The organism is Colwellia piezophila ATCC BAA-637, from assembly GCF_000378625.1.
GTDB classification, from domain to species: Bacteria; Pseudomonadota; Gammaproteobacteria; order Enterobacterales; family Alteromonadaceae; genus Colwellia; species Colwellia piezophila.
In genome coordinates this window covers 78,892-103,596 of record NZ_KB905169.1, presented here as the reverse complement: position 1 = coordinate 103,596, position 24,705 = coordinate 78,892, and the positions used below count along the sequence as shown (strand labels likewise).

Sequence of the window (24,705 nt, the reverse complement as noted above, 5' to 3'; positions counted from 1 at the left end):
ATAGGCCGTATATAAATATAATAGCTTTATAGTAATTTAGTTACATGCCTTATTGGTCCAACGTTCCTATTTTTGGTGTTTTCGACTGATTAGTTGGTTATTTTTAATAGCCTAACTTCTAGTATAACGTTCCCATTAGTGTTACAAAGTAATAAGTAAGTTATAAAAGAACTTAAAGTAAAATAATAAGGATTCCTAGTGTTAAAATCATTTTCAAATATAGTTAGTATTGTGTTGTTAACGGTGCTATTAACTTCGCTATTAGCTTGCAGTCAGGTTGCAGTTAGTCCGTTAGGAACGACACAAATATCAACTACTGTTAATATTAATAAAGGCTGGCAATTTAAGCGTCTTGACGCCGAACAAGTTGATGCTCCATGGCAATTAGTTAATTTGCCGCACACGCCAAAAATTGAACCGCTAGTGGTGAATGAACAATGGCAAGGAGCCGCTTGGTATCAAAAAGAATTAATGCTTGATCAAAAATGGAAAAACAATAAAGTTTTCATTCGCTTTGAAGGGGCTATGAATCATGCAGAAGTGTGGCTAAACGACAAAAAAGTGGCTGAGCATTTAGGCGGTTACTTACCTTTTACTATTGATTTAACCGATGATATAAATTTTGAAGGTGAAAACCTGCTTAAGGTAAAGCTCGCTAATATTGACAATCCTACTATCGGGCCAAAGCCGCTAGCAACATTAGATTTTAATACTTACGGCGGTTTATATCGCGATGTTAATTTAATCATCAAAAATCCATTACATATCACCGATGAAATTCACGCCGATAAAGTTGCCAGTGGCGGGGTGTTTGTTACTTTTCCACAAATAAATGTAGCCAAATCTGTTGTTGAGGTTAAAACCCACATCAGCAATGAGTATGCTGACAATAAAGACTTTATGTTAAAACAAAAATTACTCTTTGAAGGTGTCTTAGTTGCTCAAACTGACGATGAACTCATCACTTTAACTGCTGGGTCCGATAAACAATACAGCCAACAATTAACGGTTAATGACGCGCAGTTATGGAGCCCTAAAAGCCCTAACTTATACCAACTGGTTAGTGAAGTTTACTTAGATAATGAACTCATTGAACAAAAGAAAACGCGCATTGGTTTACGACAGTTTGCGTTCAATGAGCAGCATCAGTTATTGATAAACGGCGAAGTCACTTTATTACGTGGTGTTAATCGTCATCAAGAATACCCTCACGTCGGTTATGCAACATCGCATCAAGCGGATTATCGTGATGCGGTAAAAATAAAATCAGCGGGATTTGATTATGTTAGGTTATCTCACTATCCCCATTCAAAAGCCTTTATGGACGCTGCAGATGAGTTAGGTCTAGTACTGTTAGATGCAATATTAGGCTGGCAATATTATGCTGATACGCCAGAGTTTCAAGCACAAATACAACAGACTTGTCGCGATCTTATTCGACGAGATCGAAATCACGCCAGTGTGCTTGCATGGGAGTGCTCATTAAATGAATCTGCAATGCCAGCAGCTTTTGTTGAGCAGTTAAAAACTATTGTTCATCAAGAAGACTCTACACGTTTGTCAGCAGGTTGGTTACCAGAGTATGATATTTATTTACAAGCGCGTCAGCATAGACAAAAACACTATGAAACGCCGACTAAACCTTATAGCGTTTCAGAATATGGTGATTGGGAATATTACGCGCAAAATGCCGGTTTAAATCAAGATGCATGGAGCGACCTGAAAGAAGAAGAGCGCACCAGTCGTCAATTGTTGAACTCAGGTGAAGCACGTTTGTTACAACAAGCGCGCAACTTGCAAGAAGCCCACAATGACAATTTTAAAACCCCTGCATTTTCCGATAGTTATTGGGTAATGTTTGATTATAACCGTGGTTATAGTGACGACCTTGAAGCTTCAGGCATTATGAGTATTCATCGTTTACCTAAGTACAGCTATTATTTTTATCAGAGCCAGCGTGATGCCAGTGAATATTCACCTCAGTTTGATTCAGGGCCTATGGTATTTATAGCCAGTGAATGGCAAGCAAAGTCATCTGCTTTAGTACGGGTATTTAGTAATGCTGATGAAGTTGAATTATGGCTAAATGGTCAGTTGATTTCGAAAAACAAACCAAGCCAAGATAAATTTTCTAGCCATTTATCCCATGCACCTTTTGAGTTTGATATGAAATCGTTTAAACCGGGCCAGTTAGTGGCCAAGGCCTATATTAATGGAGATCTCGTTGCAATGCATCAAGTGACAACACCTCAAAGTGCTACCAGCATAAAGTTAACACTTGATGAAAGTGGTAAAGAGCCTGCTGCTGGGGTTAATGATGTAGTCTTTGTTTATGCTGAGTTACTTGATGCTCAAGGTAATAGCGTACCAGTCAATGGTGTAAATATTGATTTTGAAGTGCAGGGCGATATTGAAATTTTACATACTAGTGCTTCATTAACTGAGCAAGGTAAAGCGGCAGTACTTATCCGTATCGGCCAGTCATTAAGTGGTGCAACAATCAAAGCAACAGCCTCAGGATTGAAATTTGAAAGTAAAACTTTGAGTATATCTTCTATGGCAATGGCAGGTAATTAATAAACTATGTTAATAAATTAACCCAGATACATTTAAGATATTTGGGTTAACCTATGATTATTACTATATACCCATATATTCTTGATGCTTGTAGCTTATTTGTCAGATATACTATTTTTATCTGAATGTTATTCAACATTTCTACACTCGACTGAACAAGAACAGATATTTTACTATGACTACAATCAATGATGTTGCAAAAGTTTCCGGTGTTTCTATTGCGACGGTTTCCAGAGTGATCCATAACAAGGGAAAAGTCGGAGATGCGTGTCGAGCTCGTGTTAAAAAGATCATTGAAGAATTGGGTTATCGACCTAATAATAATGCGAGTTCCTTAGCGGGCAATACCTCAAATACTATTGGCGTGGTTACCCCGTCAATATCGATGTCATTTTTTGGCTCTTTAGCGAGTGGTGTTGAAAAAGGAGCCCGAGAAAATAACTTAAAGTTACTGATGGCAAATTCTTTATATGAGACTGAGTCTGAATTAAGAGCTATCGACTCACTTCGAGATAACAACTGCAAAGCCATTATTTTACACAGTGAATACTCAGACGAGAAAATACTAATAAAATTGGCCGGTGAAATACCGGGCTTAGTATTAATTAATCGTTTTATTCCTGAAATAGCTAATCGTTGTGTCTGGTTAGATAATACATCTGGTTCACAAATTGCGACCAAGTATTTGCTTGATTCAGGGCATAAAAACTTTGCCGTAATAACGAGTATTTATCAAAATAGAGACCCTAGTCACCGGGTTGACGGTATTAAGAGCACTCTAGATAAAAATGGAATTAAGCTACTAGAAAACAATATTGAAGAAGCGAGTTCTAATATGGACGGTGGTGAGCAGGCTGTTAAAGCATTACTGGCTAAAGGGTGTAAGTTTGATGCCTTGTTAGCATACAATGACCTGATGGCTATAGGCGCTATACATGCTTTGTTTGATGCGGGTTTACGTGTGCCAGAAGATGTATCGGTGATTGGATTTGATGATTTGTCTATTGGTATTGCCTGTCGACCTCGTTTAACGACTATGCATTACCCCATTGAAGAAATGGCGATTTATGCGACCAATTTAGCCATTAAGCTCAGTGAACCCGATGCAATACCAAGTAAACAAACTCATTTATTTATTGCTGATTTAGTCATACGTGATTCAGTAAAAGATAAATCATGATGAAGCTTTGTTGTTAAGGTTTTCAATATTGCTCGAACATCGTTTTAAAATACATATTCAATTTTTCTCAAGCCTAACCATTGCATAAGTTAGGCTTTCTCTTAAATACTTATACCAATTTAATTAAATTACTGCTCACTTGTACTGGTTAAAATAATCCAAGATTGCGTTGCTCTCAATCCCAATAGCCAGCTATTGCTCAATCAAGCGCCTTACCATGATTTATTTTTCCTTCGTACAACAAGATCACAAACTTAATCAAAATGGTATTACCAGTATTTATTCACCTATCATATTTCTAATAACTTAATTTCTTGCAATTCAGATAGCCAGGCACGGCTATATCAACGGGTTGGCTCTTGAATAGTAACTCCCATTGAACTCTGTAAGCATAATTAATTCAGACAATATTATTTATATCTGTAGAAGAAGGAAAACGTTGTCCTTTCTTTGTTTTTTAAGTACTCTATTTAGAAATCAGCAGTAGTAATGACAGGATAGATATAAATGATAGGTATTAAAGTTAGGTGCTTGATAACTGTTTTACTGATAGTAAGCAGTGTAGAAAACAGTCTGGCATCAGATAATAATTCAACAGTACCCGATTGGGAAAATCCTCAAATTATTAGTCGCAACAAAGTTGATGGCCATGCTTTTATTCGTCCTTTTGCAAATAAAGCAAATGCTACCAATAAAAATTCATCTAACCGAATTCAATCCCTTAATGGTAAATGGCAGTTTAATTGGGTAGGGCATCCAGATAAGCGTCCAACTGATTTTTACAAAAGCGATTATGATGTTAGCCAATGGGCTAAAATCGATGTACCAGGTAATTGGCAAACTCAAGGTTATGGTCGGCCAATTTACACTAACCATCCTTACCCTTTTGCTAAAGATCAACCAAGGGTAATGACTGAGCCTCCTGCTAATTATACTAACTTTTATGATCGCAACCCTGTCGGCAGTTACAAGCGTAAGTTTATAGTTGAAAATGGGCTACTAGATAAACAAGTTTTTATAGAGTTCCAGGGGGTAAAATCAGCATTCTATCTTTGGGTTAACGGTAAGAAAGTAGGCTACAGCCAAGGCAGTATGACTCCAGCTGAGTTTGATATTACAAAATACTTAGTCAATGGTGAAAATGATTTAGCAGTTGAAGTCTATCGATGGTCAGATGGTAGTTACCTTGAAGGGCAAGATATGTGGCGCTTTAGTGGCATATTTAGAGGGGTTAGTTTAATTGCGCGTCCACAGGTTTATTTGCAGGACTTTTTGATCACAACCGATCTAAAAAATGATTACCAAGACGCACAATTAACAGTTGATTTTGAACTTGATAGCGCAGTTACAAACACAGATTTCAAAGGTTATACACTGCAAATGAGCTTGTTTTCTCCTGAGGGTAAGTTGCTCGCTAAGCAGAAAGCTAATAGTAAAGTCTCGAATAATAAACAACTCGGTAAACTATCTTTAGCATTGAAAGATGTCAGTCTTTGGAGCGCAGAGTCACCTGTTTTGTATTCAATGATGTTGGCCGTGTTAGATGAGAATGGCAAAACGCTAGAATATATTCCTTGGTCATTTGGCTTTAAAGAAAGCAAAGTTGAAGATAATCAGTTTTGGGTCAATGGCAAATCAATTAAAATTAAAGGCGTTAATCGTCACGAACATCACCCTAGAATGGGGCGTACTGTTGACTTAAAAACCATGGAACTTGATATAAAGTTGATGAAACAAGGTAACTTTAACCTTGTTCGAACCAGTCACTATCCTAATGATCATCGTTGGTATCAATTAGCGAATGAGTACGGGTTATATGTTCTTGATGATGCTAACCAGGAAAGTCATGGTTATAAAACGCGTAATAAAATATTAGGTGATAACCCAGACTGGACTATTGCCCATGTTGATAGGGCCACTTCGATGGTGCACACCAATAAAAACTACTCCGCTATTGTTATTTGGTCTCTGGGTAATGAAGGTGGCGCAGGGCGTAATTTCACCGCGATGCGAGATGCCATTTTAGCTATTGATAAAACAAGGCCTATCCTTTCAGATACGGATCCATCTGCTTCTGATTTTGTCGAAAGAAGCTATCGTACCCTGGAAGGAAAAAATAGCGTTGATGAATTTATTAAAATATCGGATAAAACACAAAAACCTTTCATTCAACGTGAATATGCCCATGCAATGGGCAATTCATTAGGTAATTTTCAGGAGCATTGGGATAAAATTTATGCTCATGATAATTATGTTGGTGGTGCAATTTGGGATTGGGTAGATCAAGGGCTAGCTCGGCTGAAAAATACCGCGATGGTTAGCTATGGTAAAGATCCAACAAAACTTAGCTTAAATCCTAAACGTGAAGTATGGTCTTATGGTGGAGATTTTGGCGATAGTCCAACTGATGCAGAGTTTTTGCTAAATGGCATTGTCTCTTCCGACAGAAAGCCTTTTCCAAGTTACTATGAAGCAAAAAAAGTTCATCAAAATGTTTGGTTTGAACAAACTAGTGATCCGTTAATCATTAAAGTATCTAACCGTTTTGACTTTACTGATCTCAATGTTTATGACTATGTATGGCAGGTTAAAAGTCAAGAAAAAGGCCAATCAAAAGTAATCGCGAAAGGAAAGTTAACTTTTTCGTTAGCGCCTGGGAAGTCAACACTTGTTAAGGTGCCGTTTACTTATGGTGGCAACACTTCAGCCAATGAATTGTTATTAGAATTATCAGCTCATACTAAAGAAGATAACGTGTGGTCTAACAAAGGTTTTGAACTCGCTTTTGAGCAATTTGTACTTGCTGCGTATCAATATCCTGTGTCTGTCGCTTCAACAGGAAAAAAGGTTAAGGTAAAGCAAACCGACGATGCTATAGCCATAACAACAAATAATACTACCTTAAGTATTGATAGCATTACGGGTGAGTTAACCAGCTATCAAGTTGCCGGGCAGGAGTTGTTGGTTGAGCCACTTGCGCCTTATTTCTGGAAACCGGTAAACAATAACCAAGCACGTAATAAATTTATTGAGCGCATGGCTCCATGGCTAAATGCAGCTGCTTATCGTCAAGTTAGCTCAGTAAAGGTAAAGCAGATAAGTTCAAGCTTGGTTGAAGTTAACGTACTTGCGCGTTTGGTGGTAAATAATGCGCTTTATCAATTAACTTACCGTATAAATGGTGAAGGAGAAGTGCAAGTGACGGGTAATTACACACCTGATCCAGCGCGCATTCAGCATAAATTTATGCCAAAATTTGGTATGCGGTTGGCGCTTGATAAATCACTATCAAATATTAATTGGTACGGTAGAGGACCATTTGAGAATTATCCTGACAGAAAAACCGCCGCCAAAGTTGGCAATTATCAAAAGACCTTGGCAACATTTCAAGTTGCTTATGTTTCTGCAACAGACAGTACCAATCGCAGTGATGTGAGAAACGTCAGCTTTTCAAATGATAAAGTTAAATTAAACATTCAAGGCCTACAACCCTTTAATTTTAGAGCATGGCCTTACAATGAGTCAGATTTATATTCTACCAGCCAATCAACAGTAAAAAATGATGAGACAGATAGAATACGTAGAAAGCATTATTATGACTTACCAGAGCGTGGCTATATCAACGTTAATTTAGACTTGAAAATTCATGGCGTTGGCGGAGATAATAGCTGGGGAGGTAAAACAATGAAGAAATACTTTGTACGTGCTGATAAACCGCTTAGTTTTGCTTTTATTCTAAAAGCCAAATCAGTTAACTAAAGCGTTAGTTTTCAATAAGAAGTAGTGGCGATAGACACTACTTCTTAATCAATTGTTGACCCTATACTTATTGAATTAATCCCCTTATCTACTAAGCCACAACAGCAGGTCTTTTGCCTCTTCAAATGAATGAAATTATTCAACCAATCCTTTGAAAGGGATAACGTTGTTCTGTATTGTTCATTGGTTTTAAGAAAATATGACCAACCTAAATATAAGTAGTAAATCATATCTAAACCCCCTTTAATTAAGGGCTTTAGAGTATGTGTGTACGCTGTAGCATATCAACGCTTGATATGAGTTGTCGTTTTTTTAGCAATATTTTCATAAAACCATTTACAAATGTTTGTTTCCGTGTAGATTAGGTAAAACGTTTTCCCTAGTTTTTTGAGGGTGTAAATGTTAGGGATGCAAAATAATAATAAAGTATCTACATAATAAAAATATCAGCGAGTTGAATTCAACATAAGAACTGAATAAAGAGAGACACTATGACAATATATTCAAAAAATAAAGTCGCAGCAGCTGTTGCAGCAACACTACTTTTTACCAGCGTTTCGGCATTCGCCGATACCGTTATTTTTTCTGATGACTTAGAAGGCTTAACTGGTTTTTCTGACACGGGATTTCTTGATATGCACGCTGATTCAGCGCCTATGCCTGATCCTATTTTAGCTTGGAATGAAATCCTGACTGACGGCGTAGCTAAAAATATGAGAGCGTATTTTAATACAAGCGGTTGGGGACGTTTTCAAAATTCTATTGTTGCTAGCGGAGTGATGCTCCCTCCTGCAGGTAATGACACAAATATATTAGGTAATAATAAAAAGCGTAAAAATGATGCTGATGGCTTAGGTAGACAAGTTGATAATATTGAGGGCGGCAAAACTTATAATTTGTCTGGAGATGGTGCTAATAAAGGTAGCTTACGTTGGGCATATTCATATATCAAGACAGGCGCACCAGTAACGGATGGTATTTCAGAAGTTACCACTGTTCCTCTTACTAATATTGTTTTATCTGACTACACATGGCAACCCGTTACCGATACCTTTGTCGCACCAATGGATATTGATCTAACACAACCATTTCGTGTCTTTATTCAAACACCTCCAAGTGAAGCCTTCCCATTAACTGGCGATGATATTTTTAAAAATGATGCCCGTGCACCGATGTGGGTTGATAATTTAGCTATGACTATGGTTGATGCCCCGGGTGACACTGTTGACCCAGTTGAAGATGATACCGGCATTACCGAACCGCTTCCAAATATTCCAGCAGGTGAAATCGATACGCTAACGGATTTTGGTACCAGTGGTTGGACGCTTGGTGCAATTAGTACTACACCAAATAAAAATACTGGAGCTTACGACGGACTTTACACCGACCGAACTGATGCCGATGGTAACGTTGTTGCTACTGTAGAAACATATGGCAACCACATAGACGGTTGGGTAAGGTATATGGATCATACTCGAACCAATATAGAGAAGAATTTAAGTACCCTTGCCCCAGAAGGGTATGACGGTATTTATCTTTACATGAACCATGCTCGTAATAGTCATGAATCAGGCCTTTCTCGCCAAATTGCCAGTATTAACCCAGGTGGTTTATATAATGTATCAGCTAATGCTGCCGCAATAAGTCCGTTACTTTGGGGATATAGTTATACCAAAATCGACGCACCGCTTGCAGTTTATCCTGATGGTCATGACAAAGCAGGTGAAGAAAAAGTAGATGACGATGGTGTTGCTACCGGAGAACTTGTCGTTACTTCCATAGCCTTAACAAATGAAGTTCCATCTGATGGCGCTTGGGTACTGGTTGAAGATACCTTTACTGCGCCAACAGATATTGATGTTACTGAAGCCTTTAAAATATTTATAAGAACTGTAGGTGAAGAAACCGATATTGTTAAGGATACGGCTTTATCTCAAATATGGGCAGATGACTTCTCATTAATTGAACAACCTATTGGTGGCGACACTGATGGCGATGGCGTAATTAATGATGCTGATGATTTTCCAAATAATGCGGCAGCAGTTACTGATACCGATAGTGATGGCATGCCTGATGATTTCTTAGCGACGTGTGACCAAACCTGTCAGGATAATTCTGGCTTATTGTTAGATAATGATGATGACGGTGATAGCGTTTTAGATGTTAACGATGGTCATCCTTTAGATAATACTAAAAATGTAAGTATTATGTTTTCCGATGATAGCGCAGAAGCTTATCCTGCAGATGAAGTAACTATTGATGCGACTGCATCTTTACCAAACGCTGAAGTTGGCACCTATAGTTGGAGCCAACTTTCAGGACCAACCGTAACCTTAACTGCAGATGGCCAAACAGCTTCCTTTACAGCGCCAGATATGACTGAAGCTGAAGATATCGTAATTGAACTAATGATAGAGGGTTCAGGCGAAACTCAAAGTTTACCTTACACTATCACTGTGTTTAAAACTCCCGCTATAGTAACCGCTAGCGCAGAAATGCTTGGCAGAAACGAAGCAAATGGTTATGCCGTATTTGACGGTGTAGAGTATCCATACATGGCTTCAGGAGAAACCATTGTATTTGATGCAAGTGCTTCAATGGATAATGAAGGTCGTCCACTAACATACTCTTGGAACAGTTCAGGGGTAAACACTTCGAACGGTAAATCAGTAAATGCAAGCTGGTACACTTTATCTGATACTACTACCGCTGCAGCAACCATGATTGTGCCTGAGTTTAACATTGACACACTGATGACTTTTACAGTTAAGGTGAAGAATGATGAAACTAAGCCAGACAGCGATGAGCAATTTGAAACTTCTGTTTCTACTTTCACCATTACAGCAATGGTTAAAAAGCATGAACAAGAAAAACCTGATAGTGGTTCATTTGGTTTCATCGGTATGATATTGCTAGGTGGTTTAGCAGGGTTCAGACGGTTTTTGAAAAAGTAAGTAACGTTAATTGCTAGCAGTAGTAACTAGCATTAACGGTGAACTCCCCTGAAAAGGCTTCTCAAGGATGAGAAGCCTTTTTTTATAAGCTCTTTCGGTAAAACATCATTAATACCAATTTGATTAAATTATTACTAACTTGTGCGGGTTAAAATACTCCATGTCAGCGTTGCTCTCAATCCCAATAGCCAGATATTACTCAATCGAGCGCCTTGCCCTGATGTATTTTTCCACAGCACAACAAGATCACAAACTTAATCAAACTGGTATAACAAACAACGGCTAGAAAACAGCTAGTAGTTGAACATGTATAAAAAAATATAAAACATACTCAAAAATTTATTAGCAACAAGAGAGTTCTTTCAAATAATTATAGGATTTGTCCATGGAAACCATAAAAAACCGCATATGTATTATGGTATTATTTTTGTTGTTTATTTGTCCTTGTTTAGTGTTTGCAAACAATACCGACCAAGCAGATAAATATTTCCTCAATCACCAGTACCCATCAGCAATCGATGAGTACTTATCAGCAGCAGATACTAAAAACCCTAAAGCTTTTTACCAGCTAGGTATGATGTATTATAAAGGCTTAGGCACAACCTCTGATAGCTTTAAAGCATTGATTTGGTTTTCGATGGCAGCTGAACATAACTATGATAACTCTCAAGCTATTGTTGATAAATTAATTGCCAATGTTCAACTTGATGAGAGTACACAGCAAGTTGCAGCGCTAATTAAAACGTCACAAGCGGCGTTTAGAAAAGAAATTCTGTATCGAAAGTACCAACCTTTGGTAAATAAAAACAACTTAACTAAAAGAGTAACATTCGACGAGTTTGACGATATTAGCGATGTTGAAATTTATTCAGATTCGGGCATTGAAGATTCCCTTTCCATGTTCATGACGATGTCATCGAATATGCCTAATGAGGAAGGGTTTGTGGAGCAGGATACACTAACTGGACCGGACGAATTCTCTAATGCCACGGCCTATTTTTTGATAGCGGATTACGATATAGCTCCAGACGGCTCTATTAGAAATATTATTCATGTTAAAACCAGTGGCATTGTTGAATCGGCAAACTATGGCTTGTCTTTAAATAACTTACCAAAGCCGACCTTTAATGAACAACAGGTTGCTTTTATTAATCGAAGCTATCTGGGTATTGCTAGCTATAACAAACTACGAATGAGAAGAAACTATAGCTCTTTTTACAAAAGTATTAAGCGTTTAGCTGCAACGTTAAGTGCTAGTAATACCGCGAAAGATCAATACGGTTATGGTATGACTTTGATGAATTTCCCCTGGTTAAAACAAGAAGATGATGAAGTTGAAAAATTACTTAAAAACGCAGCAGAAAATGGCTTTATGTTGGCAAAGTATGAATATGGTTTGAAATTATATCGAGAGCAAAAGAATATTGAACAAGCTATTTATTGGCTTTTTGAAGCGGCAAAAGGAGAGCTTAGCCAAGCACAATATCGTGTAGCTAGTTTACTTCTTGATAGTCCGTGGACGATTAGCGATGAAAAAAAGGCATTGTTTTGGTTAGAACAAGCGGCAAAGCAAGACCATATTACTGCGAAACTTAAATCAGCCGAGGTTAAGTTACTGACCAACGATGACGATTTACAAGATGTGGAAGGCGCCATGCGGTATTTGTCTGAAATTGCTGAGCAACAAAGTGAAAACCCTGAGTACCAATACTTACAAGCAATAGCTCATGCTAAAAAGAAAAATAGAGAGCTTGCGACAGCAGTAAAGTATATTCGCTCAGCGATTAAATCAGGGAGCGGCTTAAATTGGGACGTGACGGCATGGCAAGCACAATTGAAAACATGGACTTCGGGTGGCAATGTGACTATTCAGGAGCTTTAACCGATGAAGAAAAGCTTACTTTGGTTGGTGCCCAGCTTGTTATTGTTTTTATTCTTTGCTGAAACAAGGGGGGCTATTGAAGAGGAGGTAGGGCAAAAAAAGTTCAATATATTGTTTATTGGCGCTGATGATCTAAGGATGAATATCGGTATTTATGGTGAAAATAAAGCGGTTACGCCAAATATCGATACGCTTGCTGCAGAAGGTGTTAACTTCACTAAGGCTTATGTGCAATTTGCTAGTTGTAATGCTTCTCGTGCATCTATGCTAACGGGTATGTACCCAGATTCAATAAAAGTTTGGCGGCTCAATACACATTTTAGAAAAACAGCCCCTGATGTGGTGACTTTACCGCAACATTTCAAAAATAATGGCTACCATACTGAGTCTATAGGTAAGATTTATCATAATTATGCCAATATCCGAGATGCTAAATCTTGGTCTGTGCCTGCTCGTTTAGCGCAAGAGCCACACTTTGATGATTATGTACTTGAATCGAGTATCAAAAAGGGAGCTAAAAAAGGTGTTGCTACTGAATCCGCAGAATATATTGGCAACAAGTATGTTGATGACCACATTACGGTTGATGCTGTTCAAACGATTAAAAGATTAAAAAACAGTAAAAGCCCTTTCTTTCTAGCTGTCGGGTTTATGAAACCTCATGCACCTTATAACGCACCGAAAAAATACTGGGATCTTTATCAGCGTGAAGATATGCAAGCACTAGGCTTAGAAAGTAGACCTAGTAACATTTCTGATTTGAATTGGTTTAATTTCAAGGAAATAAGAAGCCTTACTGATTTACCTAAAAAAGGACAATTCACCAAAGAAACAGCACAAAAACTGCGCCATGGCTATTATGCCGCCACTAGCTATGTTGATGATAACGTTGGACGGATAATTAACGCACTTAAAGATAATGGGCTTTACGATAACACCATTATTGTTTTCTGGTCTGATCATGGCTATCACTTAGGGGAAAATAGTCATTGGACTAAAGCAACCGTGAGAGAGCTAGATACTCGCGTGCCGTTAATTTTTCGTATTCCGGGTCAAAAGCCATTTACCACCAGTGCAATAACAGAATACATCGATATTTATCCAACACTCGCTGAGCTCGCTAATTTACCGGTGCCATTGAATATTGATGGTCGTAGTTTTAATCAGATATTTAATGAACCTAATTATAGACACAAAAGAGCAGCGCTATCACAAACCGCTCGGCCTTGGCCTAGTAATAAACCAATAAAAAATATGGCATATACCATTAGAACAAATCAATACCGATATACCCGCTGGGAGAACATAAAAAATAAGCAAGTAATCGCTGAAGAGTTGTATCACAGTGAAAAAGATCCCTTAGAAAGAAAAAATTTAATTCAATGGGCAAGTGATAAATTATTACAAGACATGAGACAGCAACTTGAGCAATCAAGGAGGGGGAACAAGTGATAGTTAAACGCTTTATCTGGTCGTGGCGCTGTTGTCGACTCAGCGATAGCTCCTGTGATTAACATTTTTTCAACCTTTGAAACCTACCGAAATATCTCGGATTATATGGATATGAATGCCGGTAAGGTGATCTGTGGTGAAGCGACCGAAAAAAATATTGGTGACGAAATCTAGCAGATTATGAGCTTATGAGCTTGTTAATAGCCACTTTTACAGTGATAAATTAATTTCTTTTAGTTTGGGCTTGTAAGTCCTCATCTAGTAGGGTAACGTTTGCCTACTAACTATTTTAATTGGTAGGAATATATGTTAAATAAAAATAAAAATAAAAATAAAAATCAATTAAACAAGGATGTTAGAATACAAAATGAACGTGAGTTAGCAGTTCCTTGGGTTATAGCTACTCTGTTAATCCTTTCCTTCACTCAATACTTAACAAATTAATTAATAGTTTTTCATTTAATTATTTTCATTTAATTATTTTCATTTGGGTAATGGTGTTATCAGTAATTTTATCCAAAGCTAGATAGATAACTGGGGCTCTGGATAAGCGGCACTTGCTTAATATCCCCCATTACCCATTACCCATTACCCAGGTCTCAGCTATACAATGTAGATGAATAGGCGACTATTCATAAACGATTTGTTGCTACAAGCCCAATCAGAAAATAATATAACTCATTTCAATAAACACAATAAATTATCTGGCGAAACAAAGCCTGTCGAGTATGAAAACACAGGGTGATTTCTATATTTCCCTTTTTTTCACAGCTACCTTAGCTCGTAAACATATTCTCTTTGATCTAGTCTTTGTGGTTTATTATCAACAGCTAACCTTTATCTTCTTATCTTTTTTATCTGTCTGTTTAGGTTTATTTATGGCCTACAATAAAAGGGAGAACGTTTTCATTTATTTGTTGTTTTGGTCGATGAAAAATATTAGTATGTTAATACGATATATATTTAGAATTTTAGATAATGCAATCTCCACTATTAAAAATCGCTCTCTCTTTGCTGATTATAACTAGCACAAATACCAAAGCTACCGCTCTTAGTGAGGCCAATAATAAATCTGAACAAAAGCCAAATTTGATTATTATCCTAACCGATGATCAAGGCTATAAAGATGTCGGCTTTAATGGCAGTACCGATATAAAAACGCCAAATATCGATCGAATTGCCAGCGAAGGTACTCGATTTACCAATGGTTATGTCTCGTATCCTGTTTGTGGTCCAAGCCGAGCAGGGCTTTTAACGGGTAGATATCAAGATAGATTTGGTTTTACTTCTAATCCAACCATGGATCCAACGGTCAAACAAAATGGTATACCCACCTCTGAAAAAAATATTGCTGAAGTATTAAAACCCGCCGGATATACCAGTGGCATTATTGGTAAATGGCATATGGGAACACATCCTGAATTGCGTCCAAATAAACGTGGTTTTGATTATTTTTATGGCTTCTTATCTGGTGGACATCAATATTTTGCCAAAGATTTAACGCTAAACAGTTTAGATGATGTTAAATATAAATATGATTGGTACCGCACGCGTTTATTACGCAATGAACAACGCGTTGATACCGACGAATACTTAACCGATGAGTTATCACATGAAGCGGTCGAGTTTATCAAAAGAGAAAGTGATAAACCTTTCTTCTTATATGTCGCTTATAACGCCCCACATACACCATTACAGGCAAGTAAAGAATACTTAGATCGTAATAAACACATTCCTAAAGGTAAACGTAGAACCTATGCAGCGATGATAACCGCAGTAGATGATGGCGTTGGTCAAATATTAGCGACCTTGAAAGAACAAGGGATTGACGATAACACGCTTGTGGTTTTCTTATCAGATAATGGCGGCGCAAGAAACAACGCCTCTGATAATGGTGACTTAAGAGGCTATAAAAACAACCTGTTTGAAGGCGGTGTTCGTGTTCCTTTTGCTGCTCGTTGGCCTAAAAAAATACCTGCAGGTGTAGATTATCACCAACCTGTTAGTTCATTGGATATTTTGGCAACGATCGTAAGTCAAGCGAATGTGGATATCAGTAAAAACAAACCACTTGATGGTGTTGATTTAATTCCATATATCACCAATGAAAAAACTGGCAGTCCGCATGATATTTTATTCTGGCGTCATGTAAAAGCTAAGTCTCATGCGGTACGTAGTGGGGCAGATAAATTAGTACAAGTTAAACAAGAAACTATGTTGTTTAACCTTGATGATGATCACCAAGAAAATAACAACATTGTAGAAAAACATGCAGAGAAAGACGCCGTCATGCAGAAGGCTTACCAGCAATGGGAATCTGAATTACAAGATCAAGCATTTCCTTATCTTGGTAGTTGGAAAAAGAATAGGCCAAATAGCAACAAGAAAGCCAAAAAAAAGAATAAATCAAAAGGTGTAGATAAATGATTAAAACAAAAAAACTAGTAACTTCCATAGCGTTAGTCTCCGCACTTTCTGCTTGTGGTCAATCGTCTGTTACAGAAAATGAAAGTCAAATCGGTGAGGTTAATCGTTCTACGACACCTAATGTCGTTATTTTTTATATTGATGATCTTGGTTATGGTGACCTAGGTAGTTATGGTGCAACAGGTGTTGAAACCCCTGAAATAGACCGTATTGCCAATAATGGTATTCGTTTTACCGATGGACATTCTTCCGCAGCAACGTGTACGCCTTCGCGTTATTCGCTATTAACCGGAGAGCACGGTTTTAGAAATAATGCCAAAATTTTGAAGGGTGATGCACCCGCGTTAATACAACCAGGTAAACCGACACTTGCGTCTATGTTTAAAAAAGCCGGCTACACCACAGGTGTTGTCGGTAAATGGCATTTAGGGTTAGGTAATGGCAATGTAGACTGGAATGCCGATATTAAACCAGGCCCTTTAGAAATAGGTTTTGATTACAGTTTTTTATTACCAGCCACCGGCGATCGTGTGCCAACGGTTTATGTTGAAAACCACAACATTGTTAACTTAGATAAAAACGACCCTATCACCGTCAGTTACAAAGGTAAAATTGGCAATATGCCAACGGGTTATGAAAACCCAGAATTATTACGCGTTGTTGCAGACAAACAACACAATGAAACCATAGTCAACGGTGTTAGCCGTATTGGTCATATGTCAGGTGGTAAAGCAGCTCATTGGGTTGATGAAGATTTTGCTCAAGTGTTTTCTGATAAAGCAATTGATTTTATAAGAGAAAACCAAAACAAGCCATTTTTCTTATTTAAGTCTTACCACGATATTCATGTACCTAGATTGCCTAACGATAGATTTAAAGATAAAAGCACTATGGGCGTTCGTGGACAAGCTATCGCCCAAATGGATTGGATGACCGGACGTATAATTAAAGAAATTGAAAAGCTTGGTTTAGCTGAAAATACTCTGATTATCTTCACTAGTGATAATGGCCCAGTATTATTTGATGGTTATTTCGATAGTGCTGTTGAATTACTGGGTGAGCATAAACCCGGTGGTCCATTTAGTGGTGGAAAATACAGTCGTTTAGAAGCCGGTACTCGTGTACCCACTATTGCTTATTGGCCTGGTACTATTAAACCTCAAGTCAATGATGCCCTTGTTTCTCAAATGGATATTTATAAGTCACTTGCTAAGTTGATTGGTGTTGAAGTTAGCGAGAATGAAGCGGTTGATAGTCTTGAACAGTTATCTGTTTGGTTAGGTGAAACGGACCAAGGCCGAGTTGATTTACTTGAAGAGTCTTTAGGTAATGTTGCATTACGCCATAATAATTATAAATTTATTGCTAAAAGTAAGAACAAGCCGAATTTTATAAAATCTAAGGGAATTCGTGGTGGTTATCAAAGTTTCGATCAACTTTACGATTTATCAACAGATCCGGGTGAAAACAAGAATATTGCCAAGCAAAATCCTGATTTAGTTAAGCAGCTTAAAGCGCGCACTAAAGAAATTGTTGCAGGCAGATACTAGGGTCATATGATGATATTAAAACCACTTGTTAAAGGGGCTGTTTTCAGCCTGCTTTCTGTGACTCTAGGCTTAACTTCAGTATTTGCTGCAGAGCATCAAAAGCCAAACTTCGTTATTATCTTAGCTGATGATCTAGGTTATGGTGATGTTGGTTTTACTGGCAGTACTGAAATAAAAACACCCCATATTGATGCTTTGGCAAAAAGTGGTGTTATTTTTGAGCAAGGTTATGTCTCAGCACCTGTTTGTGGCCCTTCACGTGCCGGTTTAATCACCGGCCGTAATCAGGTTAACTTTGGTTTTGATAACAATAATGTCAATCCTGGTCCTCAGTTTAACCGTGAGTATTTTGGCTTACCTATTACCGAAAAAACCATTGCCGATCGTTTAGCCGAGCAAGGTTACGTTAATGGTTTAGTGGGTAAGTGGCACTTAGGTGATGAGAGCCATTTTCAAGCTCAAAAACGCGGTTTTGATGATGTTTGGACTTACCCACATGGTGGCCACGATTATTTTCGAGTTGATCTTAGTAGCAATGAAAAATATTTACAGCCATTAATCAGTAATTATAAAACCCCTGAGCCAATTACCTATATCACTGACGATACAGGAAATGAGAGTGTTGACTTTATTCGTCGTCATAAAGATAAACCGTTCTTTTTATATGCATCGTTTAATGCTCCACATGCACCATTACAAGCTCCGCAAGAAGATATTGACCTATATAAACATATCAAAAACGAAAATCGCCGTATCTACGCGGCTATGATCCATCGCTTAGATATTAATGTCGGTAAAATTATTGCTGAATTAAAAGCCAATAACCTTTATGAAAATACAGTGGTGGTTTTTTTAAGTGATAATGGCGGACCCGGCACAGGGAAAAATTCTAGAACAGTTAATGCACCTTTTCGTGGTTCAAAGGGGATTTTATTAGAAGGGGGTATTCACGTGCCCTTTATTATGTCTTGGCCAAACGTTATTAAATCAAATACTCGTTATGCAAAGCCAGTGACAACGTTGGATTTAACCCCTACGTTTGTTGACTTAGCGGGTGGCAAAATAACCAAGAAAGACAAAATTGATGGTCATAACATCTTGCCTTACATTACCGGCAAAAAAGTGGGAAATCCAAACCAAGAGATGAAGTGGCGCTTTACCGTTAGTGCATCAATTCGCGATGGTGATTGGAAGTTAATCCGTCTGCCAGATCGCCTACCATTACTTTATAACGTGATAGAAGATGTCGCTGAACTAAATAATGTTGCAGATGAACACCCCGAACGTGTTGTTAAAATGTTAAAAACACTTGGTCAGTGGGATGTATCAACGCCTCAACACCTGTATATGGAAGGCGCTAAATATAAAAAAATACAGCTAAAAAGTTATGACGCTCAATATCGTATAACACAACCAATAGCTCACTAATACCAATCGGACTCATTAACCCGTTTGCTATAAATAAAAGAATAATTAAAGAAGAGTATAAAAGTGAATAAATCAACATTATTAAAAGCAAAACTGGTAGGTGTATTTATTGCTATGGCTTTTTCTGCACACCTGTTTGCTGAGCCGATGGGTGATGAGAAAGCTAAAAAACCCAATATCGTCTTTATCGCCATTGACGACATGAACGACTGGGTCGGTTATATGGGCGGGCATCCTCAAGCGATGACACCTAATATGGATAAGTTGGCAAATGAAGGTGTAGCATTTATGAATGCTCACAGTGTTGCACCAGGTTGTTCACCAAGTCGTAATGCCTTACTTTATGGGGTAGAGCCATACAACTCTGGCTTATATCCTTTTTATGAACATGCAATACATAAACAGCTTAAACAAAAGTACACCAGTTTACCGACGTTATTAAAGAACAACGGCTATAACACTTATGGTTCAGGTAAGATTCACCATGGAAAAGAATATGGTGAGGTTGAATGGACTGATTATTTAGATGCTGACCACCAACCTAGAGCGTTTGCCAAAGATAAAGGTTTTTCTACCAACAAAAAAAATTCATTCAGGCCAACAACTAACCCATACAAAGAGATGTTTGATCATCAAGTTGCGTCATACGGTATTGATGTCATTAAAAATAAACAAAAAAATGATAAGCCATACTTTGCTGCGATTGGCTTGGTAAAACCCCATTTACCTTTTGATTGTCCGGTAGAATTTTATGATGCTTTACCTGAAAATATTACTCCACCAGCGTTATTAGAAAGTGATCTAAATGATATAGGTAAAGAAGGTAATAGCATGCGCCGCGCAGGCGATGATAAAAAATTTAAAGCTAACAACCAGTGGGGCGATGTGAGAAAAGCCTATTTATCCTGCATTGCTTGGGCTGATTATAATGTCGGTAGAATATTAGCTGCAGTTGAACAAAGCCCTGAAGCAGACAATACCATCGTTATCTTATGGTCTGATCATGGTTATCATTTAGGTGAAAAGAAATCATTCAAAAAGTTCACCTTATGGGAAGAAGCAAATCGAGTGCCTTTTATCATTCACGATAGAAGAGAAAAAGAAACTAAAAAAGGGCGTAAGGTTACCCAAGCAGTAACGCTAATAAATGTTTATAGAACTTTAGCAGAAATGGCCGGCATAAAAGCGCCTGACTATGTGGATGGCAATAGTTTAGTGCCTCAGTTGTTAGATCAATCAGCGCCTGTTTTAGCGCCAGCTATTGCTAGTTGGGGGCGTGGCAACTATGCCGTTCGTACTGAAAACTGGCGATTTATTCAATATTTCGATGGTGAACAAGAGCTTTATAATCATCAAAAAGATAATAACGAATGGCATAACCTTGCAAACCATCCTGAGTATAAAAGCAAGGTTGAAGAATTATCGGCTTTATTACCAAAAAATGAAGCGCCTACGGTGGAAGAGTATATTTCACCATGGAGTATTTTTGGTGCCGATACCAAACGCTTAAAAAAAGTAAAACCAAAATCGAATGAAAAGGACAAGAAAGCTAAGAAAAATAACAAACAAAATCATTAATAATAGCTAAACAATTAGTGGATTATCTATTCAAAAATTACTTAATTTGGGATTGAAAATGAAATACTTAATGTTATGTTTGACACTGCTGTTTACTAGCTGTGCAGTTATTAAAGAGCAGCCCTTGTCTGTACAAGCCAACGTGCAAACCGCCGAGTGGTCTAAAAACTGGTGGATGCCAAGACATAAAGAAAAACTGGCGATAAAAGAGCAGATGTCATCGGTTGATTTAGTTTTTCTGGGTGACTCTATCACTCATGCTTTTGACAACAAGGGCAAAGCGATTTGGCAACAGTATTATGCCCCACGTAATGCCTTGAACATCGGCTTTAGTGGCGATCGTACGGAAAATGTTTTATGGCGTCTAGAGCATGGCGCAGTAGACGATATCAACCCTAAGTTATTGGTAATGATGATCGGTACTAATAATACTGGTCATCGACAAGATAAACCTGAAGAAACGGCGCTAGGAATAAAAACTATATTATCAGTGCTAGAAGATAAATTGCCGAATACCAAAGTATTACTGTTAGCTATTTTCCCAAGAGCAGCGACAAAAGATGATCCACTTAGAAAAATAAACGACGATATTAACAATATCATCAAGAGCTATGGCGATGGTGAGCGTATTCACTACTTAGATATTAATCATATTTTTCTTGATGACAATGGCGCATTGAGTAAGACAGTGATGAAGGACTTATTACATCCGAATAAAGACCAATACAAGTCTTGGGCAGAGGCCATCGAACCCCAAATAGTAGCGTTGATGCAATAACATGAAGTCTATTAAACCAACACTACTTCGTCATGTCATAGCCTTACTCGCAATATTGTGGCAAAGGTCAGTTTATGCCGCAATCAGTATGCCAAAAATATTTGCGGATAATATGGTATTGCAACGGCTTGAACCGATAAAACTGTGGGGTTGGTCGGCGCCTTTGGATAAATTTTCTGTTTACAATAGTAATAACCTACCGCTATTCCCCTTTAGTTACTTGTTAAAAAACAATGAACATTAAACTATTTACTAATGAGTCGAGTTTAAAAATAACAATGAAAATAGCAAAGTTATCAACAGTATTACTGTTACTGGTATGTAAGGTTACTTTTGCTACTGATTATTATGTCCACCCAAATGGTGATGATAATGCGGTAGGAACTAACAAAAACAGTGCACTTAAAACATTACAAAGTCTGTCTAGTTTAAGTTTAGAGCCAGGAGATAATATTTATTTAGCAGCAGGTGAAACGTTTTATGGTTCATTAAAGCTGGCAGGGGCATCGGGAAGTGAGGAAAGTCCAATAACTATTTCCTCCTATGGCGATGGCGGCAGTAAAGCGATTATCGATGCAAAAAACATGTTAGCGGCTATTGAGTTAGTAAACCCAAAGTACATCAATGTAAGTAACATCGAAATCACTGCTGACGGGGGGACAAAACAAAAATACCGTGCGAAAAACGCTATGAGGCTAGGTGTTTTAGTCGACATTAATGACGCTATCGGAAATACCTATGGTTACCTTAATTTTGATAACATCTTCATTCACCATATCTTTAGTGAAAATCCGGGGGTAGACCGAGGTGATGATGTGGCGACTGCCAATGGAACTCAAGCGTACGGCTATGGTGTTAGGTTGTATAACAGTAACAACCACGACAATACCGTATTAACAGATGTTTCTTTTAAAAATTCAGAAATTCACCACATTGGCCATACGGCATTTAAAACCACCTCAAACACCAACCGAAAACCGGAAGAACGTCGCTGGGGTAATATCTATAATGTTGAGTTAATTGACAATTATTTTCATGATATTGGCGGACCGGGCATACAGTTTGGCGGCATCAATGGCGGCTATGTTGCTCATAACAGAGTTCACAGGACTGGCAGCCAAATTGATGAACGTATGTGGGCACGAGGCAGTGGTATGTGGCCTTGGGGTGCACGAGATTTATTAATTGAACATAATGAATTTACTGATGCAAGTGGACCGGCCGATTCAGCAGGTTTTCATATTGATTTCAACTGTACCAACGTTATTGTCCAGTACAATTTAAGTCGTAACAATGCAGGAGGGTTTATTGAGATCCTTGGCAACAACGAAAACAATACCTATCGATATAATATCAGTATTAATGATGGTTATCGCCAAAAGGGAATCGATGGCGCTCAAGATGGCAAAGTTATTTGGCTAAGTGGTTTTGTCGGCAAGGACAGGCCTAAAGTTGCGCCAAAAAATAACTACATTTATAACAACACCATTTTTGTAAAATCAGAGCAAACTATTCATTTTGGCATTCACAATGAAACTCAAGGTGTTGTAATAGCCAACAATATTTTTGCGATTGAAGGGCAAGCTGAAATCGCCCCTGGCTCAGAATATATAGCAGACTCAAGTGGAACTGATAGTTACAAAGATTTAATCATCACCAATAACCTTTTCATACATGATCAAATTTGGCCTGATGAAATGTTCGTTACTGATTCAAATCCAATATATGAAGCAGTTACTTTTGCTAATAAAGGGGGTAACTCCATAGCAGATTATCAAATAACAAGTGATCACACCATTTTAGCTAGTGGTATAGATATCACCCGCTTGCCAAATGACAGTTATGGCTTAACAGGCGGTATGCAACTGGAAAAAGATATATTAGGAAACACCATAGGTAACCATGCCCATATCGGCGCAGTGTTTTATGAAACTGAAGAAGTACAACCTGCAGAACCACAACTAGAGCCAGAACCAGAACCAGAACAGGAACCTGAGGCTGAAGAGGAATCTGAGCCTGTATCAGAGGCACAACCGGTGGCAGAATCAAAGCCAGAGCCAGTTGAATCAAGTAATGGTGGTTCAATGTCATTATTTGGCTTTGCCTTTCTAATTTTGTTATTAGCATTTAAACGTCAAAAAATGAGCAAGGATGATAGATGAATCATACTGGTAAATTAGCAAAACTAATTTTACTCGGTGCTGCTATGACAACGATATCTGCTTGCTCAGCAAACCCAACGATAGCGTTTGAAAACCAAGGGAATCCGCTCATTCGTCACATCTATACCGCAGATCCTTCAGCACGAGTATTTGGCGACAAGCTCTATTTATATACCTCGCATGACAGGGATGACAGTGATCTAGATGCTCACTTTGATATGACCGATTGGCATGTGTTTTCAACAAAAGATTTAAATAATTGGACAGATCACGGGGCGTTTTTTGGTCTTGATGATATTTCATGGGCGACAAAACAAGCGTGGGCACCCGATGCAGTAACACGTAACGGTAAGTATTATTTTTATTACCCGGTGGAACAAACAAAAATTGGTGTTGCGGTAAGTGATTCTCCAACCTCTGGCTTTGTCGACCCTTTAGGTAAACCACTCATTGATAAAACGGGGAATGAACAAGTCGTTGGCACAGAGCCGATAGACCCCGCTTTATTGATTGATGACGACGGACAAGCTTATATGTATTTTGGTTGTCGTGACGCTAGAGTCGTTAAGCTCAAAGAAAATATGATTGAACTCGATGGTGATATTCAACCAGTTAAAATTAATGGCATTGAACAGTACACAGAGAAAAGTGGCGGTGGTTGGTATGGTGAAGGTCCCTGGGTATTTAAACGTGGTGATTATTACTATTACATGTATTCAAATGGTTGGGAAAAAGACACAACACTTGTTTACGCCATGGCGACTAACCCAATGGGGCCTTTTGACTATGTCGGTGAAGTGATGACTCCGGTTGGAGCTGGCACCAGTCATGGTTCTATTACTGAGTTTAATGATAAATGGTACGTGTTTTATCACAGCAAAGTGCTATCAGAGCAGGGTAAACAACGTTCCGTACATTTTGATGAAATCTATTTTGGTAAAGATGGAAAAATTATACCGTTGCAATACAGGCGTTGAT

15 protein-coding genes and 1 pseudogene are annotated in these 24,705 nt (G+C 38.1%); all 16 read left to right on the top strand.

The window, feature by feature from the left end; all coding sequences use genetic code 11:
• Window positions 1-198 precede the first annotated feature (198 nt).
• Entirely contained in the window at window positions 199-2,577 is a 2,379-nt protein-coding gene (locus F580_RS0116710) for a glycoside hydrolase family 2 protein (RefSeq protein ID WP_019028897.1), read from the top strand.
• A gap of 175 nt (window positions 2,578-2,752) precedes the next feature.
• Window positions 2,753-3,757, top strand: a complete 1,005-nt coding sequence (locus F580_RS0116705; RefSeq protein ID WP_019028896.1) for a LacI family DNA-binding transcriptional regulator — start codon at window positions 2,753-2,755, stop codon at window positions 3,755-3,757.
• Between the two features lie 507 nt (window positions 3,758-4,264).
• Entirely contained in the window at window positions 4,265-7,516 is a 3,252-nt protein-coding gene (locus F580_RS24770) for a glycoside hydrolase family 2 TIM barrel-domain containing protein (protein WP_019028895.1), read from the top strand.
• 491 nt (window positions 7,517-8,007) lie between these two features.
• Complete coding sequence (locus F580_RS0116695; RefSeq protein WP_019028894.1) at window positions 8,008-10,470, top strand: PKD domain-containing protein; 2,463 nt, start codon at window positions 8,008-8,010, stop codon at window positions 10,468-10,470.
• A 385-nt stretch (window positions 10,471-10,855) separates the two neighbouring features.
• Window positions 10,856-12,352 (top strand): tetratricopeptide repeat protein, encoded by a 1,497-nt coding sequence (locus F580_RS0116690; RefSeq protein ID WP_019028893.1) that lies wholly within the window; start codon window positions 10,856-10,858, stop codon window positions 12,350-12,352.
• 3 nt (window positions 12,353-12,355) lie between these two features.
• The gene (locus F580_RS0116685) at window positions 12,356-13,804 is read left to right on the top strand and encodes a sulfatase (RefSeq protein ID WP_019028892.1); all 1,449 of its coding nucleotides are present in this window, start codon (window positions 12,356-12,358) and stop codon (window positions 13,802-13,804) included.
• A gap of 27 nt (window positions 13,805-13,831) precedes the next feature.
• Window positions 13,832-13,978: pseudogene (locus tag F580_RS26035) on the top strand (UxaA family hydrolase); the annotation flags it as partial.
• Between the two features lie 132 nt (window positions 13,979-14,110).
• Window positions 14,111-14,248, top strand: a complete 138-nt coding sequence (locus F580_RS26435; protein WP_019028890.1) for a hypothetical protein — start codon at window positions 14,111-14,113, stop codon at window positions 14,246-14,248.
• A gap of 534 nt (window positions 14,249-14,782) precedes the next feature.
• The gene (locus F580_RS0116670; protein ID WP_019028889.1) at window positions 14,783-16,231 is read left to right on the top strand and encodes a sulfatase; all 1,449 of its coding nucleotides are present in this window, start codon (window positions 14,783-14,785) and stop codon (window positions 16,229-16,231) included.
• Window positions 16,228-17,781 (top strand): sulfatase family protein, encoded by a 1,554-nt coding sequence (locus tag F580_RS0116665; RefSeq protein WP_019028888.1) that lies wholly within the window; start codon window positions 16,228-16,230, stop codon window positions 17,779-17,781. The genes F580_RS0116670 and F580_RS0116665 overlap by 4 nt, the downstream gene beginning before the upstream one ends.
• Window positions 17,782-17,787: 6 nt before the next feature.
• Complete coding sequence (locus F580_RS0116660) at window positions 17,788-19,209, top strand: sulfatase (RefSeq protein ID WP_211215634.1); 1,422 nt, start codon at window positions 17,788-17,790, stop codon at window positions 19,207-19,209.
• Between the two features lie 63 nt (window positions 19,210-19,272).
• Entirely contained in the window at window positions 19,273-20,787 is a 1,515-nt protein-coding gene (locus F580_RS0116655; protein ID WP_019028886.1) for a sulfatase, read from the top strand.
• Window positions 20,788-20,845: 58 nt separating this feature from the next.
• On the top strand, window positions 20,846-21,565 hold the full coding sequence (locus F580_RS0116650; RefSeq protein ID WP_019028885.1) for a GDSL-type esterase/lipase family protein: 720 nt from the start codon (window positions 20,846-20,848) through the stop codon (window positions 21,563-21,565).
• Window position 21,566: 1 nt separating this feature from the next.
• Window positions 21,567-21,809, top strand: a complete 243-nt coding sequence (locus F580_RS0116645) for a hypothetical protein (protein ID WP_019028884.1) — start codon at window positions 21,567-21,569, stop codon at window positions 21,807-21,809.
• Window positions 21,810-21,843: 34 nt separating this feature from the next.
• Window positions 21,844-23,727, top strand: coding sequence for a right-handed parallel beta-helix repeat-containing protein (locus F580_RS24765; RefSeq protein ID WP_169338319.1), 1,884 nt, complete (start codon window positions 21,844-21,846; stop codon window positions 23,725-23,727).
• Window positions 23,724-24,704 carry a family 43 glycosylhydrolase gene (locus F580_RS0116635; RefSeq protein ID WP_019028882.1) on the top strand — a complete coding sequence of 327 codons (981 nt, stop codon included), beginning with the start codon at window positions 23,724-23,726 and terminating at the stop codon, window positions 24,702-24,704. Before F580_RS24765 ends, F580_RS0116635 begins: the two co-directional genes overlap by 4 nt.
• Window position 24,705 lies beyond the last annotated feature (1 nt).

What these genes read in the sequence shown, in the direction of transcription:
- F580_RS0116685 (WP_019028892.1), top strand. Translation starts at nt 12,356, where the DNA reads ATGAAGAAAAGCTTACTTTGGTTGGTGCCCAGCTTGTTATTGTTTTTA.
- F580_RS0116705 (WP_019028896.1), top strand. Translation starts at nt 2,753, where the DNA reads ATGACTACAATCAATGATGTTGCAAAAGTTTCCGGTGTTTCTATTGCG.
- F580_RS0116645 (WP_019028884.1), top strand. Translation starts at nt 21,567, where the DNA reads ATGAAGTCTATTAAACCAACACTACTTCGTCATGTCATAGCCTTACTC.
- F580_RS0116690 (WP_019028893.1), top strand. Translation starts at nt 10,856, where the DNA reads ATGGAAACCATAAAAAACCGCATATGTATTATGGTATTATTTTTGTTG.
- F580_RS24765 (WP_169338319.1), top strand. Translation starts at nt 21,844, where the DNA reads ATGAAAATAGCAAAGTTATCAACAGTATTACTGTTACTGGTATGTAAG.
- F580_RS0116695 (WP_019028894.1), top strand. Translation starts at nt 8,008, where the DNA reads ATGACAATATATTCAAAAAATAAAGTCGCAGCAGCTGTTGCAGCAACA.
- F580_RS24770 (WP_019028895.1), top strand. Translation starts at nt 4,265, where the DNA reads ATGATAGGTATTAAAGTTAGGTGCTTGATAACTGTTTTACTGATAGTA.
- F580_RS0116670 (WP_019028889.1), top strand. Translation starts at nt 14,783, where the DNA reads ATGCAATCTCCACTATTAAAAATCGCTCTCTCTTTGCTGATTATAACT.
- F580_RS26435 (WP_019028890.1), top strand. Translation starts at nt 14,111, where the DNA reads ATGTTAAATAAAAATAAAAATAAAAATAAAAATCAATTAAACAAGGAT.
- F580_RS0116650 (WP_019028885.1), top strand. Translation starts at nt 20,846, where the DNA reads ATGAAATACTTAATGTTATGTTTGACACTGCTGTTTACTAGCTGTGCA.
- F580_RS0116635 (WP_019028882.1), top strand. Translation starts at nt 23,724, where the DNA reads ATGAATCATACTGGTAAATTAGCAAAACTAATTTTACTCGGTGCTGCT.
- F580_RS0116665 (WP_019028888.1), top strand. Translation starts at nt 16,228, where the DNA reads ATGATTAAAACAAAAAAACTAGTAACTTCCATAGCGTTAGTCTCCGCA.
- F580_RS0116660 (WP_211215634.1), top strand. Translation starts at nt 17,788, where the DNA reads ATGATGATATTAAAACCACTTGTTAAAGGGGCTGTTTTCAGCCTGCTT.